Origin of the sequence: Enterobacter cloacae complex sp., from assembly GCF_900322725.1 — a bacterium.
GTDB classification, from domain to species: domain Bacteria; phylum Pseudomonadota; class Gammaproteobacteria; order Enterobacterales; family Enterobacteriaceae; genus Enterobacter; species Enterobacter quasihormaechei.
This window is the reverse complement of the sequence record NZ_LT991957.1, coordinates 1,364,107-1,379,868: the sequence shown is the minus strand read 5'-3', so window position 1 is coordinate 1,379,868 and position 15,762 is coordinate 1,364,107. Positions and strand designations below refer to the sequence as shown.

16 protein-coding genes are annotated in these 15,762 nt (G+C 60.2%); 4 read left to right on the top strand and 12 right to left on the bottom strand.

All coding sequences use genetic code 11. The features are described 5' to 3' along the window. Window positions 1-74: 74 nt before the first annotated feature. The 10 genes from ureG to plsY all read right to left on the bottom strand — a co-directional run bounded on the left by ureG (window position 75) and on the right by plsY (window position 7,983). Window positions 75-692, bottom strand: coding sequence for an urease accessory protein UreG (gene ureG / locus DBR02_RS06935; protein WP_063867682.1), 618 nt, complete (start codon window positions 690-692; stop codon window positions 75-77). Window positions 693-701: 9 nt separating this feature from the next. Further along, window positions 702-1,376, bottom strand: a complete 675-nt coding sequence (locus DBR02_RS06930) for an urease accessory protein UreF (RefSeq protein WP_107533848.1) — start codon at window positions 1,374-1,376, stop codon at window positions 702-704. Continuing rightward, window positions 1,376-1,915: a HupE/UreJ family protein gene (locus DBR02_RS06925; protein ID WP_107533847.1), complete on the bottom strand. Its 540-nt coding sequence runs from the start codon at window positions 1,913-1,915 to the stop codon at window positions 1,376-1,378. Before DBR02_RS06925 ends, DBR02_RS06930 begins: the two co-directional genes overlap by 1 nt. Before the next feature lie 9 nt (window positions 1,916-1,924). Next, window positions 1,925-2,389, bottom strand: a complete 465-nt coding sequence (gene ureE, locus DBR02_RS06920; RefSeq protein ID WP_107533846.1) for an urease accessory protein UreE — start codon at window positions 2,387-2,389, stop codon at window positions 1,925-1,927. Between the two features lie 9 nt (window positions 2,390-2,398). Beyond that, window positions 2,399-4,102, bottom strand: coding sequence for an urease subunit alpha (gene ureC, locus DBR02_RS06915; RefSeq protein ID WP_107533844.1), 1,704 nt, complete (start codon window positions 4,100-4,102; stop codon window positions 2,399-2,401). Continuing rightward, a complete protein-coding gene (locus tag DBR02_RS06910; RefSeq protein WP_063451131.1) occupies window positions 4,095-4,409 on the bottom strand; it encodes an urease subunit beta in 315 nt (104 codons plus the stop codon). Before DBR02_RS06910 ends, ureC begins: the two co-directional genes overlap by 8 nt. Window positions 4,410-4,419: 10 nt before the next feature. Then, the gene (locus DBR02_RS06905; protein WP_107533842.1) at window positions 4,420-4,722 is read right to left on the bottom strand and encodes an urease subunit gamma; all 303 of its coding nucleotides are present in this window, start codon (window positions 4,720-4,722) and stop codon (window positions 4,420-4,422) included. Between the two features lie 10 nt (window positions 4,723-4,732). After that, window positions 4,733-5,560: an urease accessory protein UreD gene (locus DBR02_RS06900; RefSeq protein WP_107533840.1), complete on the bottom strand. Its 828-nt coding sequence runs from the start codon at window positions 5,558-5,560 to the stop codon at window positions 4,733-4,735. Window positions 5,561-5,809: 249 nt separating this feature from the next. Then, entirely contained in the window at window positions 5,810-7,276 is a 1,467-nt protein-coding gene (locus DBR02_RS06895) for an MFS transporter (RefSeq protein ID WP_107533838.1), read from the bottom strand. Between the two features lie 92 nt (window positions 7,277-7,368). After that, the gene (plsY, locus tag DBR02_RS06890; protein ID WP_022649440.1) at window positions 7,369-7,983 is read right to left on the bottom strand and encodes a glycerol-3-phosphate 1-O-acyltransferase PlsY; all 615 of its coding nucleotides are present in this window, start codon (window positions 7,981-7,983) and stop codon (window positions 7,369-7,371) included. Window positions 7,984-8,090: 107 nt separating this feature from the next. Between plsY and folB the strand changes: the two genes are divergently transcribed. Together folB and bacA are read left to right on the top strand one after the other, a co-directional pair. Beyond that, window positions 8,091-8,459 (top strand): bifunctional dihydroneopterin aldolase/7,8-dihydroneopterin epimerase, encoded by a 369-nt coding sequence (gene folB / locus DBR02_RS06885; protein WP_063451134.1) that lies wholly within the window; start codon window positions 8,091-8,093, stop codon window positions 8,457-8,459. 107 nt (window positions 8,460-8,566) lie between these two features. Continuing rightward, window positions 8,567-9,388 (top strand): undecaprenyl-diphosphate phosphatase, encoded by an 822-nt coding sequence (bacA, locus tag DBR02_RS06880; protein ID WP_063867696.1) that lies wholly within the window; start codon window positions 8,567-8,569, stop codon window positions 9,386-9,388. Window positions 9,389-9,401: 13 nt separating this feature from the next. Here bacA and DBR02_RS06875 read toward each other — a convergent pair whose 3' ends face one another. Together DBR02_RS06875 and DBR02_RS06870 are read right to left on the bottom strand one after the other, a co-directional pair. Then, on the bottom strand, window positions 9,402-10,643 hold the full coding sequence (locus tag DBR02_RS06875) for a multifunctional CCA addition/repair protein (RefSeq protein ID WP_102751127.1): 1,242 nt from the start codon (window positions 10,641-10,643) through the stop codon (window positions 9,402-9,404). Window positions 10,644-10,704: 61 nt separating this feature from the next. Beyond that, the gene (locus DBR02_RS06870; protein ID WP_001303390.1) at window positions 10,705-11,325 is read right to left on the bottom strand and encodes a TIGR04211 family SH3 domain-containing protein; all 621 of its coding nucleotides are present in this window, start codon (window positions 11,323-11,325) and stop codon (window positions 10,705-10,707) included. Window positions 11,326-11,562: 237 nt separating this feature from the next. Between DBR02_RS06870 and DBR02_RS06865 the strand changes: the two genes are divergently transcribed. Beyond that, on the top strand, window positions 11,563-12,864 hold the full coding sequence (locus tag DBR02_RS06865; RefSeq protein WP_107533836.1) for a CYTH domain-containing protein: 1,302 nt from the start codon (window positions 11,563-11,565) through the stop codon (window positions 12,862-12,864). A 21-nt stretch (window positions 12,865-12,885) separates the two neighbouring features. Beyond that, window positions 12,886-15,741: a bifunctional [glutamate--ammonia ligase]-adenylyl-L-tyrosine phosphorylase/[glutamate--ammonia-ligase] adenylyltransferase gene (glnE, locus tag DBR02_RS06860; RefSeq protein WP_107533834.1), complete on the top strand. Its 2,856-nt coding sequence runs from the start codon at window positions 12,886-12,888 to the stop codon at window positions 15,739-15,741. The last annotated feature ends 21 nt before the right edge of the window (window positions 15,742-15,762 follow it).

The window sequence follows — 15,762 nt, the reverse complement described above, 5'->3', positions numbered from 1 at the left end:
CGGGCGGCACTTCGTTTGCCCGGCCTACGGTTTTGTAGGCCCGGTAAGCGCAGCGCCACCGGGCAATAACCGCACTACACCCGCAGCATCCCTTTCTCTTCCAGAAACGCAATAATCGTCCCCAGACCGTCACCCGCCTTCAGGTTGGTAAACGTCCACGGGCGCTCGCCGCGCATGCGGTTGGTATCGCGCTCCATTACCTCCAGCGACGCCCCCACGTAGGGCGCAAGATCGGTTTTGTTGATCACCAGGAAATCGGATTTGGTGATCCCCGGTCCGCCCTTGCGCGGGATTTTTTCCCCTTCGGCCACGTCGATCACGTAGAGGGTCAGATCCGCCAGCTCCGGGCTGAAGGTCGCGCTCAGGTTGTCGCCGCCACTTTCGACGAAGATCAGGTCCAGATTGCCGAACTTTTCGCTGAGCGCTTCTACCGCTGCCAGGTTCATTGAAGCATCCTCGCGGATGGCGGTATGCGGGCAGCCGCCAGTCTCTACCCCCACGATGCGCTCTGGCTCAAGCGCGCCCGCCTCGGTCAGGATGCGCTGATCCTCTTTGGTGTAGATATCATTGGTCACCACCGCCAGATGGTACGTGTCGCGCATTGCCTTGCAGAGCGCTTCCAGCAGGGCGGTTTTGCCCGAGCCTACCGGGCCGCCCACGCCAACGCGCAGGGGATGTTTGTAATCAGCCATGTTGACTCCTCAGGAACGAAATAGTCGTGAATATTGGGTTTCGTGGCGCGCAGAGGCGATGGCGGACAGCGGCGTAGCGGCCCCCAGCGCGTCGTCGCTGCGTGAAAAAGCCTGTTCAAACCCGGCGGCAAAATGGTCGCTCAGGTCGATAATCAGCTGCTGTGCGGCCTGCTGCCCGAACGGCACCAGCTTGACGCCCGCCATCACCGCGCTCTCAATCCAGCTGTAGCCGAGGCTCAGCGCCAGCTCGCGCGCGCCAATTCCCCAGCGCACGCCGAGCCACGCCATGCCGCCGAGCTGGCTCTGCATCAACAGCGGCAGCCACTCTGTCGGGCAGGCGGGTTCCCAGCTTTTAACCAGCCGCGTAAAGGCCGCGCCGCGGTTGCGTTCTTCCTCGCGCAGTTCGCGCGTTTCCCGACAGGCGAGCAGGTATGCCGTCCAGCGTTTTGCTGCCGCGACGTCCTGCTGCTCGCAGGCACGGTACAGGCGGATGAACAGCGGCAGGTCGACGCAGAAAAAGCTCTGCTCCATCTGCTGGATTTGCCAGCGTCTGAACGCGTCGGCGCTGGTGATCCACCCGGCCTCGACGGCCCACTCCAGCCCCTGCGACCAGGTAAACGACCCGACCGGCAGGCTACTGCTGGAGAGCTGCATCAGGCGCAGCCACTGGCGGGCGTGCTCCATTAGCTCATCAGCGCCAGCAGGGCGGAGACAATCAGCCCGCCGCCGAAGGTTTTACGCAGACCGTCGTGGCGGCGCAGCAGCAGCCCCGCCGCGAAGCTGGCGCCCAGCACCGTCGCGCTGGCCAGCATAAAACCGCTGGTGAACAGCCAGAAGCTGTGGCCAGACATCTCCACGCCGTGCGCCCAGCCGTGGAACATCGCCAGGGCAGGCACCGCCAGCAGCAGGCGGTTTTCGGTCTTAAACATCATCACGCCGCAGACCGCCAGCGAGGCGATAATCAGCATCTCCATGCCGCTAAAGCCGCCGAGCAGGCTGCCCGCAATCGCGCCAATAAGCATCATGCCGAGGGTGGCAAACGGCAGCAGGAGCTTGCGGCCGCTCAGCGCCGAGAGCACGCCCGCGCCGGTCAGCATCAGCAGGTGATCGAGCCCGGTAAGCGGATGGAGAACGCCGGCCTGGAAGCTGTCGGTGCCGTGTCCCGGATGGGCAAGCGCCGGAACGGAAAAGGCCAGCAATAACAAGGGTAAATACTTACGCATGATGGATCCTTAATGTGAATGGGCGTGAGAATGGCTATGGCCGTGGGCATCGCTGGCGTAAGCGCCCGCTTCCGGTTCAAACGGCAGGCTGGAGAAGGTCACCTCCAGCCCGAACTGACGCAGCATGTCGTCAAGGACGTGGTCGTGGTGGTAGCGCAGCTCGCCGGGCATAATTTGCAGCGGCACGTGACGGTTGCCCAGGTGGTAACAGGCGCGGGCGAGCAGGAACGGGTCGGTGCAGCGCACCACGGAAACCGACTCCGGGGCGGCGATCACTTCGATCACCTCGCTGCCGTCGTCGGTGGTCAGCAGATCCCCGTCGCGCAGCAGCAAACCGCGCGGCAGCATCAGCCCGGCTTCGCGACCGTCGTTCAGCGCCACGCGGGCGCGGCTTTTCACCCGCACGTCAATCGGCAGCGTGACGCTGGCGGTGATCGGGTGCGCGTGGTCCAGGCGTTGGGTTAGGTAAATCATCTTCACTCCTCAGAACAGGAAATAGCGTTGCGCCATCGGCAAAACCTCTGCCGGTTCGCTGGTAATCAGTTCGCCGTCGACGCGTACCTCGTAGGTTTGTGCGTCAACGGTGATATTGGGCTGTAAATCGTTGTGGATCATGTCGGCCTTTTTCACCGTCCGGCAGCCTTTCACCACCGCGGTGGCGCTTTGCAGGTTGAGCTGCTGCGGCACGCCACTGGCATGAGCCGCCTGCGAGACAAACGTCAGCCGCGTGGCGTGGCGTGCGGCGCCCAGGGCACCAAACATCGGGCGGTAATGCACCGGCTGTGGCGTGGGGATCGAGGCGTTGATATCGCCCATCGGCGCGCAGGCGATCATCCCGCCTTTGACGATGGTGGCCGGTTTTACGCCAAAGAAGGCGGGGGACCAGACCACCAGATCCGCCAGTTTGCCCGCCTCAATCGATCCCACTTCATGGGCGATGCCGTGGGTCAGCGCCGGGTTGATGGTGTATTTGGCGACATAGCGCTTCACCCGGAAGTTGTCGTTATCGCCGGTCTCTTCCGGCAGCGCGCCGCGCTGAACCTTCATGCGGTGCGCCACCTGCCAGGTGCGGATAATCACTTCCCCCACGCGGCCCATGGCCTGCGAATCTGACGAGGTGAGCGAGAACGCGCCGATATCGTGCAGCACATCTTCGGCGGCGATGGTCTCCCGGCGAATGCGGGATTCGGCAAACGCCACGTCCTCGGCGATATCCGGGTCAAGGTGATGGCAAACCATCAGCATGTCGAGGTGCTCGTCGATGGTGTTAACCGTATAGGGCAACGTTGGGTTGGTGGAGGAGGGCAGAATATTCGGGTGCGCGCAGGCAGTGATGATATCCGGCGCGTGGCCGCCGCCCGCGCCTTCGGTATGGAAGGTGTGGATGGTGCGCCCGCCGATGGCCGCCAGCGTGTCTTCGACAAACCCGGACTCGTTCAGCGTGTCGCTGTGCAGCGCCACCTGAATGTCCATCTCTTCAGCCACCTCCAGCGAGCAGTCGATCGCTGCGGGCGTCGCGCCCCAGTCCTCGTGGATCTTAAGCCCGATGGCGCCGGCGGCGATCTGCTCGCGCAGGGCGTCCGGGTTTGATCCGTTCCCTTTGCCCAGCAGGCCAATATTCACCGGCAGCGTATCGGCGGCCTGCAACATGCGGGCGATATACCACGGCCCCGGCGTGCAGGTGGTGGCGTTCGTGCCTGCCGCGGGGCCGGTGCCGCCGCCGATCATGGTGGTGACGCCGGAAACCAGCGCCTCTTCCGCCTGCTGCGGACAGATCCAGTGAATGTGGGTGTCGATCCCGCCGGCGGTGACGATCTTCCCTTCGGCGGCGATGACTTCCGTTGCGGCACCGATCGGGATCGTCACGCCGGGCTGAATATCCGGATTTCCGGCTTTGCCGACGGCGAAGATCCGCCCGTTCTTCACGCCGATATCGGCCTTGACGATCCCCCAGTGATCGACGATCAGCGCGTTGGTGAGCACCAGATCCACGCAGTCGTCGGCGGTCATCTGCCCTTGCCCCATGCCGTCGCGGATCACCTTCCCGCCGCCGAATTTAACTTCTTCGCCGTAGATCGTGAGATCGTCTTCCACTTCGATCCACATCTCGCTGTCCGCCAGCCGCACTTTATCCCCGGTAGTGGGACCAAACATATCGGCATACGCCTGGCGTGAAATGTCAGCCATGTTTCACCTCTCCCATGACCTCGCCGCGAAAGCCAAAAATGCGCTGAGCGCCCGTCACCTGAACCAGCGTCACTTCTCGCTTCTGGCCTGGCTCGAAGCGCACGGCAGTGCCCGCCGGAATGTTCAGTCGGTAGCCCTTGGTGGCTTCCCGGTCAAACTTCAGCGCCGGGTTGACCTCGTAAAAGTGATAGTGCGATCCCACCTGGATCGGCCTGTCGCCGTGGTTTTCCACAATCACGCTTTGGGTGTCTCGCCCGACGTTAAGGGCAATGCTGCCGGACTGGATCCGGTATTCGCCTGGGATCATCACGCGTTCCTTACACGATCGGGTTGTGGACGGTGACGAGCTTGGATCCGTCCGGGAAGGTGGCTTCCACCTGTATATCCGGGATCATCTCCGGTACGCCCTCCATCACCTGATCGCGCGTCAGGACGTGGCGGCCCGCCTCCATCAGCGTGGGGACGGTTTCGCCGTCGCGTGCGCCTTCCATGATGAAGGCGCTGATCAGCGCGACCGATTCCGGGTAATTAAGCTTTACCCCGCGCGCGAGGCGACGTTCGGCAACCAGCGCGGCGGTGAACAGCAACAGCTTGTCTTTTTCTCTGGGGGTCAGTTCCATAGCGTTTCTCTTATGTCTGCCAGATACGCGGCGAGCAGGCGGTTTTGGGGGTTAACAGCGGGCGAAGCGACTGCCAGATATCGCGCATCATCCGCTGGCAAATCAGGTTGTCGTGGGAGAGAAAACGCACCGACAGCAGGTCGTCGGTGAGCGTTGCCCCGGCAACGTCTTCTGACGGGGCAAGCCACTCGCGCACCGTGTCGAGATGTGCTTCCCGGGCCGGATAGAACAGCAGCGTGCCGACCCACGGATGGCCCGCGACGGGCGCGAGATCGCCTCCGCTGAGATGCTGACGTTCAATCAGGCGCGGCTCGCCATCCACCCACACCTCAACGCGGCTCTCCAGCGTGCCGTGGCTGAAGGTTTCGTTTATCACCGGTCGGCCAAGGCAGTACAGCTCCCACGCCAGTAGCGTGCTGGTGGCGTGCAGGTGAAAGACGGAACGCAGCGCGGCGTGCGCACCGGGGAAAATTATGGTGTCCTGCGGCAGCCACTCCAGCGTGGCATCTTCATCGAGATAAAAATGCTGATTGAGAGAGGCCTGCGGACCGCTGCTGCGATAGAACTTACTGGCGCCGGGCATGGTGATAAGGGCATGGCTTTTGGCGTCGAGCCGCACAGAAATATCCAGCGTATCACCGCCCACAATCCCGCCTGGCGGGTGCAGCAGATAAAGGTGGCAGGTTTCCCCTTCGGGATAAAACGGACGCTGAACGGTGAGCGGCCCGACGTGACGCGCGGAACGGAGGAGGGTTTTCTCAGGGGTATAACAAAACTGGAGGGCCAGCGAGGCCTGCCAGCCTTTGTATGCATTATCAGTGACCTGGGTTGCTAACATGGTGCTTCCATTTCCGCACTATCGGGATACGTTTCAGTATGCCCTGGCAGAAATGAAGGCTGTCATATGAGTCGCTTATGGATAAAAAAACCGGCTCATGCGAGCCGGTTTCAGACTGTTGATAAAGTGCATTTTGTAAGTTTCGCCCGGCGGCGCTACGCTTGCACGGGCCTACAAGGGGATGCGCAATTTGTTGATATGGTGGTGCAATGTAGGCCGGGTAAGCGCAGCGCCACCCGGCAAGAAAGGCTAGCGATAATCCTCTGCATCCACATCATACCCCGACGGCTCCCAGCGGATCGCCAGCAGGGACGCCAGTCCGATAAACGGCGCCAGCGCAATCACCCAGAACACGGCGGTATCCAGCGAGGCGACCAGCAGCGGGAACAGGAACAGCGATAGCGTGGAACTGCTGCGCATCAGCGTCTGGTTTAAGCCGACGCCCACGCCGCGCAGGGAGGTTGGATAGCTCAGAGAGGCAAACGTCATGGTGTGCGCGCCGGGTCCAAAACCCTGACCAAACAGAAACAGCGCCAGCATCGCGACGGCGACCACGCCTTCCGTTGCTCCGTCAGGGCGGCCAATCAGCCCCAGCCCGAGCAGCGCCACAAGCTGGCAGGCGTAACCCGCCAGTGACATTCGCCACGCGCCGAAGCGCGGAACATAGCGCACCGCCAGCAGCCCACCGACAAACGCGAAAAGCAGATTAAGCGCGAGGGAGATCAGAATGGTGGTCAGCATCGACTGCACGAAGAAGCTGGAGATGATTACCGGCAGACCAAAGGCCACGGCGTTATAGGCGAACGAGGAGACAACCGACAGCAGCGTGGCGAGCGTGGTGCGCCGCAGATAGATACCACGGAACAGGTTCAGGTAGTTCGACCATTTAGCCTTATTGACCACCGGCGCGGGCTGGTCGAGCGCATCCTGTGGCACGTGGGCATTAATGTTGTACGACTGCCGTAAAATGGACGCCGCCTCTTTCAGGTTGCCCTGATTCGCCGCCCAGACCGGGGATTCGCTCATGTAGCGGCTGCGGATGGCGATAATCACCAGCGCGGGTACCGCGCCAAAGCCCAGTATCAGACGCCAGAGCCAGTCGCTGTGGCTTTCCGGCAGTACGGCGTAGAAAAAGAGAACCAGAAGGTAAGAGATGCTGATCGCCGCATACCAGGTAGGGCACCACATCGCGACGCTGGAGGCCTTATTCCCCGGGCCTTTCAGCCTGGCAAATTCACTGAGAAACGCCATCGCGACGGGAAGGTCGATCCCCACGCCAAGGCCCATCACAAAGCGCGCGCCCGCCAGCACATATTCATTCGGGGCCAGCGCGCAGGCGATAGCGGCGACGACAAAGAATACCATGTCGGCCATAAAGACGCGGTAGCGCCCGATTTTATCCGTGAGGTAACCGCCGAACAGCGCCCCGACAATGGCGCCAAAGGTAATCGCCGAGGCCACCATCCCGGTACCGGCGGGCGTCAGGTTAAATTCGCGGGTGATGTCTTTGATACCAAAAGCCAGTGCACCCAGATCGTAGGCATCGAGGAAAATTCCCCCGAGCGCGATACCGACCACGATGCGGGCATTTGCCCGGCCCTGAGAGCCGTCGTTAACGAGACGTGAAACGTCCGAGGCGCTGCGTACCCACCTGATGTCGCCATCCGGGGTGTTTCCTGCCGTTGGAAGGGGAGTTGTGTCTGTGATTTCTGCCATTTTCTTTTTGTGTAGTGGTGTTGTGTACCTAACAGTTACCACAGGCAGAAGGTGACAAAAATCACATTTGGTTATAAGGCATAACGAACGGTTTACTGAGCGTCTTTCTTCTTACGCTTGAGCTTCGTCCAGATCTTGGTTTCCTGACGACGCCACAGGCGCTGAATGTTGTCATGATGACGCAGCAGGATCAGGCACGAGAGCATCGACACCGGGAAGGTAAATTGCGGTTTGAACCACCAGACATAGAACGGAGCGATCAGCGCGCTGACGATGGCGCCCAGCGACGAATAGCCGCTCAGCAGGATGGTCAGCAGCCAGGTGCCCGCCATCACGCCGGTGAGATCCCAGCCGATAGGCGCAATCGCACCAAACGCGGTGGCAACGCCTTTGCCGCCCTTAAAACCAAAGAAAACGGGCCAGATATGGCCGACGCAGGCAGCGATGGCAATCAGCCCCAGCCAGAAGGGCGTGACGCCCAGCGCATACGCACCCCAGACGGGAAGCATTCCTTTCAGGACATCAAAAATCAAAACCGCTACGGCTGCTCCCTTGCCGCCAATTCGTAGTACATTGGTCGCCCCCGGATTACCGGAACCACTTTCGCGTGGGTCGGGTAACCCCGCGATGCGGCAGACCAGAATGGCGCTGGAGATTGAGCCGCAAAGGTAGGCGAGGATGATCATTCCAGGCGCGATTGCACTCATAACGCTGTTCCGTTTTGAAAATGTATCTGTATTCTCAGCATCTGTGGATAATACGCATAATTCGCCGGAAGTGGTATCCGGTTTAGCCAAAAAGCAGGCAGGTCGTGATGGATATTGTATTTATAGAGCAACTTTCGGTAATCACCACTATTGGTGTTTACGACTGGGAACAGACCATCGAGCAGAAACTGGTGTTCGATATCGAAATGGGCTGGGATAACCGCAAGTCAGCAAAAAGCGACGATGTGAATGACTGTCTGAGCTACGCCGATATCAGTGAAGCGGTCATCGGCCACGTGGAAGGGCAACGTTTTGCGCTGGTGGAACGCGTGGCGGAAGAGGTGGCGGAACTGCTGCTGAGCAAGTTTAACTCCCCGTGGGTGCGCATCAAGCTGAGCAAGCCGGGCGCGGTGGCGCGCGCCGCCAACGTGGGCGTCATCATTGAGCGTGGCACAAATCTGAAAGGAAAGATTTAACGTCATAATTGCTAAACCATTTTAGGTTATATCGGTCTTAACGCTGTATCTTTCACGGTTGTCCGCGTGGGACACCGTTTTTTTTATATCTTTTTAGGGGTTTATAGATGAGCGATATGCACTCGCTGCTGGTGGCGGCAATACTGGGTGTGGTCGAAGGATTGACGGAATTTTTGCCGGTGTCCAGTACGGGCCATATGATTATCGTTGGCCATCTGTTGGGCTTTGAAGGCGATACCGCAAAGACGTTTGAGGTGGTGATTCAGCTGGGCTCTATCCTGGCGGTGGTCGTGATGTTCTGGCGTCGTCTGTTTGGTCTGATCGGCATCCATTTCGGGCGTTTGCCGCAGCGTGAAGGAGAGGGCAAAGGGCGCCTGACGCTGATTCATATCCTGCTCGGGATGATCCCGGCAGTGGTGCTGGGGCTGGTGTTCCACGACACTATTAAATCGCTCTTCAACCCGATTAACGTGATGTACGCGCTGGTCGTCGGCGGCTTCCTGCTGATTGCCGCAGAAGTGCTGAAGCCAAAAACCCCGCGTGCGGAAGGTCTGGACGATATGACCTATCGCCAGGCGTTTATCATTGGCTGCTTCCAGTGTCTGGCGCTGTGGCCGGGCTTCTCCCGTTCAGGAGCAACCATTTCCGGCGGGATGCTGATGGGCGTGAGCCGTTACGCCGCGTCTGAATTCTCATTCCTGCTGGCGGTGCCGATGATGATGGGCGCCACCGCGCTGGACCTCTACAAAAGCATCGGCTTCCTGACCGTGGGCGACATTCCGATGTTCGCCGTAGGCTTTATCACCGCCTTTATCGTGGCGCTGATTGCCATCAAAACCTTCCTGCAACTGATTAAGCGTATCTCGTTTATTCCGTTCGCGATCTACCGCTTTATCGTCGCGGCTGCCGTGTACGTGGTCTTCTTCTGATGACCAACCGCCCTCAGTCTTTCGGCTGAGGGCAACGTTTTTCCTTCCACGCCGCTACCGCATCAATCCGCCGTTTCGTCAGCTCTTCGCGGATCGCCGGGCCTTTAAACCCAGCCTCCACCACCTCTTTCGTTGGCACCGCTTTTGCCACTTCCCACGCTTCGCGCAGCAAACGCCCCTGCGGGTAATCGGATGCTTCAAACCCGGTGCGGCCGCGCACGTCCGCTTCGCTGGTCAGCGCAATCTGCTCCACGCGCTGCGGCTTGCGCCAGGCGTCGATATTGTCGAACAGCTTAACGATAGTGGCGGGTTTGAGGATCGGGAAGGTATGGATCAGGTCGTGAAATTCAGCGACCAGCTTAGCCAGGTCGCGAATGTCATTCGGCACGCGCAGGCGCTGGCACAGCCCGTCAACCAGCTTCACCCCAGCCGGGCCATGCCCGTGATGACGCGGCCAGAGCGCTTTAGGCGTTAATCCTTTACCGAGATCGTGACACAGGGTAGAGAAGCGCACGTCCACCTCAGGGCTGAGCATGGCAGCCATGCTCAGCGTCATCAGGGTGTGAATGCCGGTATCAATTTCCGGGTGCCATTTCGCCGGGGCGGGCACGCCAAACAGCGCGTCTATTTCCGGGAACAGCACCTTCAGCGCCCCGCAGTCGCGCAGAACCTGGAAAAAGACCTGCGGGTTGCGGGTGGTCAGGGCGTTTTCGGTCTCTTTCCAGACGCGTTCTGGCGTCAGGTGTTCCAGCTCGCCCGCCTCGGTCATGGCCGTCATCAGCGCCATCGTCTCGTCGGCGATACGGAAGCTGAGATGGGCATAACGGGCGGCAAAACGCGCCACGCGCAGCACGCGAAGCGGATCTTCAGAAAAGGCGGGGGAAATATGGCGTAAAAGACGATCGCGCAGATCGTTCTGCCCGCCGTAGGCGTCGATGATATGGCCGTTTTCGTCCTGAGCCAGGGCGTTAATGGTGAGATCGCGGCGCAGCAGATCCTGCTCCAGCGTCACATCCGGTGCGGCGTAACAGGTGAAGCCGGTATAACCGGAACCGGATTTCCGTTCGGTACGCGCCAGGGCGTACTCTTCCCGGCTTTGCGGATGGAGGAACACGGGAAAATCGCGGCCTACCTGCTGGTAGCCCGCGTCAATCATCGCTTCGGGCGTGGCGCCAACCACGACCCAGTCTTTATCTTTGACCGGCAGACCTAACAACGCATCACGTACCGCACCACCGACCAGATAACTCTTCACGCCTTACACTCCCGTTTTCTCTTTTCGCAAGATGATACGTAAGTGTGGCAGAGAAGACGAGTTAGTTCATCCAGCGGTCTTTACGCTTGCGGCTTGGAATGAGGTGAGGAAGCACGAGGCCCAGCACCAGACCGACGCCCAGCACGCCGCCGCCATACATAAACCACTGCATGATGATGGTACGCTGTTTATCATCCAGCTGAAGGTTAGCGGCGTTTACTTTCTTCTGCGCGACGATCAGCTCGTTTTTCAGCTTCTGGTTTTCGTCTTTCAGACCGGCGATCACGCTGTCGCTTTGAGCGACTTTCTGCTGCATCTCTGCGGTGCGCTGGTTCCAGGTGCCGTCAATGTTGTTCAGCTTATCGGTTAGGGTTTTCACCTGATTTTCCAGATCCGGCACGCGGGTGCGCAGGCTTGGCACCGTGCTCAGCTCTTTCAGTGGGATCCACGAGGTGCGGCCGGAGCTGTCACGAACCTGACCATAATTGGTGTCTGCGTTAGTTTGCAGCAGAGTCACTTCCTCGCCGGCATTTACCGTGCCCACGAGGCGATAATTGTCTCCAGGGCCGCTGCGTACCCAGGTGTTCAGTTCATCAGAAACGTAACGTTTCTCTTCAGCGTGGACCGCCGTTGCGGCGCTAAAAGCGAGTAAAGTAAGTCCAATCAGGCGTAATTTAAGCATATCAGTCGTTATTTTCATAAAAAGTGGAACGATAGTAGTGGTATCAGTGTCGCTACGCAAAGGATTCATCATCAATCGGAATCATCTGTGTCATGATTTCCACCGCTTTAAACTTTTACGCCCGTCAAATTGCTCATTGCGTGGCAATTTGGCGCAAAATACTATGTACTGACAAACAAATGGCGAGGAAGTTCGCCTTCATCGACGCGTCTGTGACGCACGCAAAAGTACAAGGCTATGGCACAAGAGATTGAATTAAAGTTTATCGTCGAAAAAGACAGCGCTGACGCGCTCCGCCAGCATCTGAACACGCTGTCCGGCGAGCACCATGAACCCGTACAGCTGCTCAACATCTATTACGAAACGCCGGACAACTGGCTGCGCAACCACGATATGGGCCTGCGCATCCGCGGCGCGAACGGGCGTTACGAGATGACGATGAAAATCGCCGGTCGCGTGGTCGGCGGTTTGCACCAGCGTCCGGAATACAATATCGACATCAGTAAGCCAGAACTTGAGCTGGATCGTTTTCCGGCGGAAGTCTGGCCTGAAGGGACGCTGCCTGCAACGCTGTCGGCAGAGGTAAAACCGCTGTTCAGCACCGATTTCTGGCGCGAGAAATGGCTGGTGACGGAAGGCAAGAGCCGCATTGAAATCGCGTTTGATCGGGGTGAGATTAAGGCGGGTGAAGAGCAGGAGCCGATCTGCGAGCTGGAACTTGAACTGCTGGAAGGCGAGGCGAGCGATGTGCTGAAGCTGGCGCGCAAGCTGGTGAACCAGCCAGGCCTGCGTCAGGGCAGCCTGAGTAAAGCGGCGCGCGGCTATCACCTGGCCGCCGGGAATGCGCCGCGCGTGCTGCGGGAAACCCCGATTCTGCGCGTTGTGCCGAAAGCCAGCGTTGAGCAGGGCATGGAGGCGGCGCTGGAGCTGGCGCTCTCTCAGTGGCAGTACCACGAAGAGCTGTGGGCGCGTAACGTGAAAAACGCCAAAAAACAGGTGCTTGCTGCCATGGGGCTGGTGCGTCATACCCTGGCGCTGTTCGGCGGTATCGTCCCGCGTAAAGCGAGCGCTCACTTACGTGATTTGCTCACTCAAACCGAAACGCTGATGCTTTCCGACGTGTCGGCGCAAACGGCAATCTACAGCCCGCAAAACGCCAGCGCGAAACTGGCGCTGACCGAGTTTCTGGTGACCCGCGGCTGGCGCACCTTCCTGGATGCGAAAGGCCAGACCAAAATTGCGGAGAACTTCAAACGCTTCGCGGATATCCATCTTTCCCGTCACGCCGCCGAACTGAGAACCACCTTCGCGCATCCGCTGGGCGACCAGTATGGCGATCAGCTTCCCCGTCTGGCGCGTAACATCGACTGCATGCTGCTGCTGTCCGGTGCGTATGAGGGCGTGAAGGCGCAGGCCTGGCTGGAGAACTGGCAGGGGCTTCAGCATGCCATCGAGACCCGTCAGCAGATTGAGATCGAGCATTTCCGCAACGAGGCCATTTCACAGGATCCGTACTGGCTGCACAGCGGAAAACGTTAATTCTGGCAAGGAACCCCTGATATGCCGCTTTCTTCGCAGTTACATCAGCACTGGCAGACCGTTTGCGAACGTCTGCCCGAGTCGTTACCCGCGTCATCGTTAAGCGAGCAGGCGAAAAGCGTGCTCACGTTCAGTGATTTTGTGCAGGAGAGCATCAGCGCCAACCCGGACTGGCTGGCAGAGCTGGAAAGCGCGCCGCCGCAGGCTGACGAGTGGCGGCATTATGCTGGCTGGCTGCAAACCGCGCTGGAAGGGGTAGCGGATGAAGCCACGCTGATGCGCGTTCTGCGCCAGTTCCGCCGCCGGGTAATGGTACGCATTGCCTGGGCGCAGGCGCTGGCGTTGGTGAGCGAAGAGAGCACCTTGCAGCAGCTGAGCGAGCTGGCGCAGACGCTGATTGTTGCCGCGCGGGACTGGCTCTACGCCGCCTGCTGTAAGGAGTGGGGCACGCCGTGCAGCGAAGACGGGGTTCCGCAGCCGCTGTTGATTCTGGGGATGGGCAAGCTGGGCGGCTGCGAGCTGAACTTCTCCTCGGACATTGACCTGATTTTTGCCTGGCCGGAGAACGGCTCCACGCGCGGCGGTCGTCGCGAGCTGGATAACGCCCAGTTCTTTACCCGCCTGGGCCAGCGGCTGATTAAGGCGCTGGATCAGCCCACGCAGGACGGTTTTGTCTACCGCGTGGACATGCGCCTGCGTCCGTTTGGCGACAGCGGTCCGCTGGTGCTGAGCTTTGCTGCGCTTGAGGATTATTACCAGGAGCAGGGACGCGACTGGGAGCGTTACGCGATGGTCAAAGCGCGGATCATGGGTGACGGCGAAGACGCCTACGCCAACGAGCTGCGCGCCATGCTGCGCCCGTTCGTTTTCCGCCGCTACATCGACTTCAGCGTGATCCAGTCCCTGCGAAATATGAAAGGGATGATCGCCCGTGAGGTGCGCCGCCGCGGCCTGAAGGACAACATCAAGCTCGGTGCGGGTGGTATACGTGAAATCGAATTTATCGTGCAGGTCTTCCAGCTGATTCGCGGCGGGCGTGAGCCCTCGTTGCAGTCCCGCTCGCTGCTACCGACGCTGAGCGCTATCGATCGGCTGCATCTCCTGCCGGAAGGCGACGCGCAAACGCTGCGGGAGGCCTATCTCTTCCTGCGTCGTCTGGAAAATCTGCTGCAAAGCATTAACGACGAACAGACCCAGACGTTGCCCGGCGACGAGCTGAACCGGGCGCGTCTGGCCTGGGGCATGCGGGTGGATGACTGGGCGGCGCTGACGGCACGGCTGGAAGCCCATATGGCGGGCGTGCGCCGCATCTTTAACGATCTTATCGGCGACGACGAAAGTGAATCGCAGGACGATGCGCTCTCCGAGCACTGGCGCGAACTGTGGCAGGACGCGCTCCAGGAAGATGACACCACGCCGGTGCTGGCCCACCTCAGCGACGACGCCCGCCATCGCGTGGTGGCGTTGATTGCCGATTTCCGCCTTGAGCTGAACAAGCGCGCCATTGGCCCGCGCGGTCGGCAGGTGCTGGATCATCTGATGCCGCATCTGCTGAGCGACGTCTGCTCCCGCGAGGATGCGCCGGTGCCGCTGTCGCGCATGATGCCGCTGCTGAGCGGGATCGTCACGCGTACCACCTACCTGGAACTGCTGAGCGAGTTTCCCGGCGCGCTGAAGCACCTGATTTCCCTCTGCGCCGCCTCGCCGATGGTCGCCAACAAGCTGGCGCGTTATCCGCTGCTGCTGGACGAACTGCTCGATCCGAATACGCTCTATCAGCCGACGGCGACGGACGCCTACCGTGACGAGCTGCGCCAGTATCTGCTGCGCGTGCCGGAAGAGGACGAAGAGCAGCAGCTGGAGGCGCTGCGTCAGTTTAAGCAGGCGCAGATGCTGCGCGTGGCGGCGGCGGATATCGCCGGTACGCTGCCGGTAATGAAAGTGAGCGATCACTTAACCTGGCTGGCGGAGGCGATCATCGACGCGGTAGTCCACCAGGCGTGGGTGCAGATGGTGGCCCGCTACGGCCAGCCGACGCACCTTGCCGACCGCGAAGGCCGTGGATTTGCGGTGGTGGGTTACGGCAAGCTGGGCGGCTGGGAGCTCGGCTACAGCTCCGATCTGGATCTGATTTTCCTGCACGACTGCCCGGTTGACGTGATGACCGACGGCGAACGTGAAATCGACGGGCGGCAGTTCTATCTGCGCCTGGCCCAGCGCATCATGCACCTGTTCAGCACCCGCACTTCGTCGGGCATTCTGTACGAGGTGGATGCGCGCCTGCGCCCGTCCGGCGCGGCAGGCATGCTGGTCACCTCGACGGACGCTTTTGCTGACTATCAGAAGAATGAAGCCTGGACGTGGGAACATCAGGCGCTGGTGCGCGCCCGCGTGGTGTACGGCGATCCGCAGCTCAAAACGCAGTTCGATGCGATCCGCAAGTCAGTGATGACGACCCCGCGCGAGGGCAGCAACCTGCAAACTGAAGTGCGCGAAATGCGTGAGAAAATGCGCGCGCATTTGGGTAACAAACATCGCGATCGCTTTGATATCAAAGCCGACGAGGGCGGAATTACCGATATTGAGTTCATCACCCAGTATCTGGTGCTGCTGCACGCGCACGACAAGCCGAAGCTGACCCGCTGGTCCGATAACGTGCGCATTCTGGAACTGCTCGCACAGAACGACATCATGGACGAGCAGGAGGCGCAGGCCTTAACCCGCGCCTACACCACGCTGCGTGATGAGCTGCACCACCTGGCGTTGCAAGAACAGCCGGGCCATGTGGCGCTGGACTGTTTCACCGATGAACGCGCGCAGGTGACCACAAGCTGGCAGAAGTGGCTGGTGGAACCGTGCGTATCAAAACAAGTGTGATATTATCGCGCGCAAATTGTG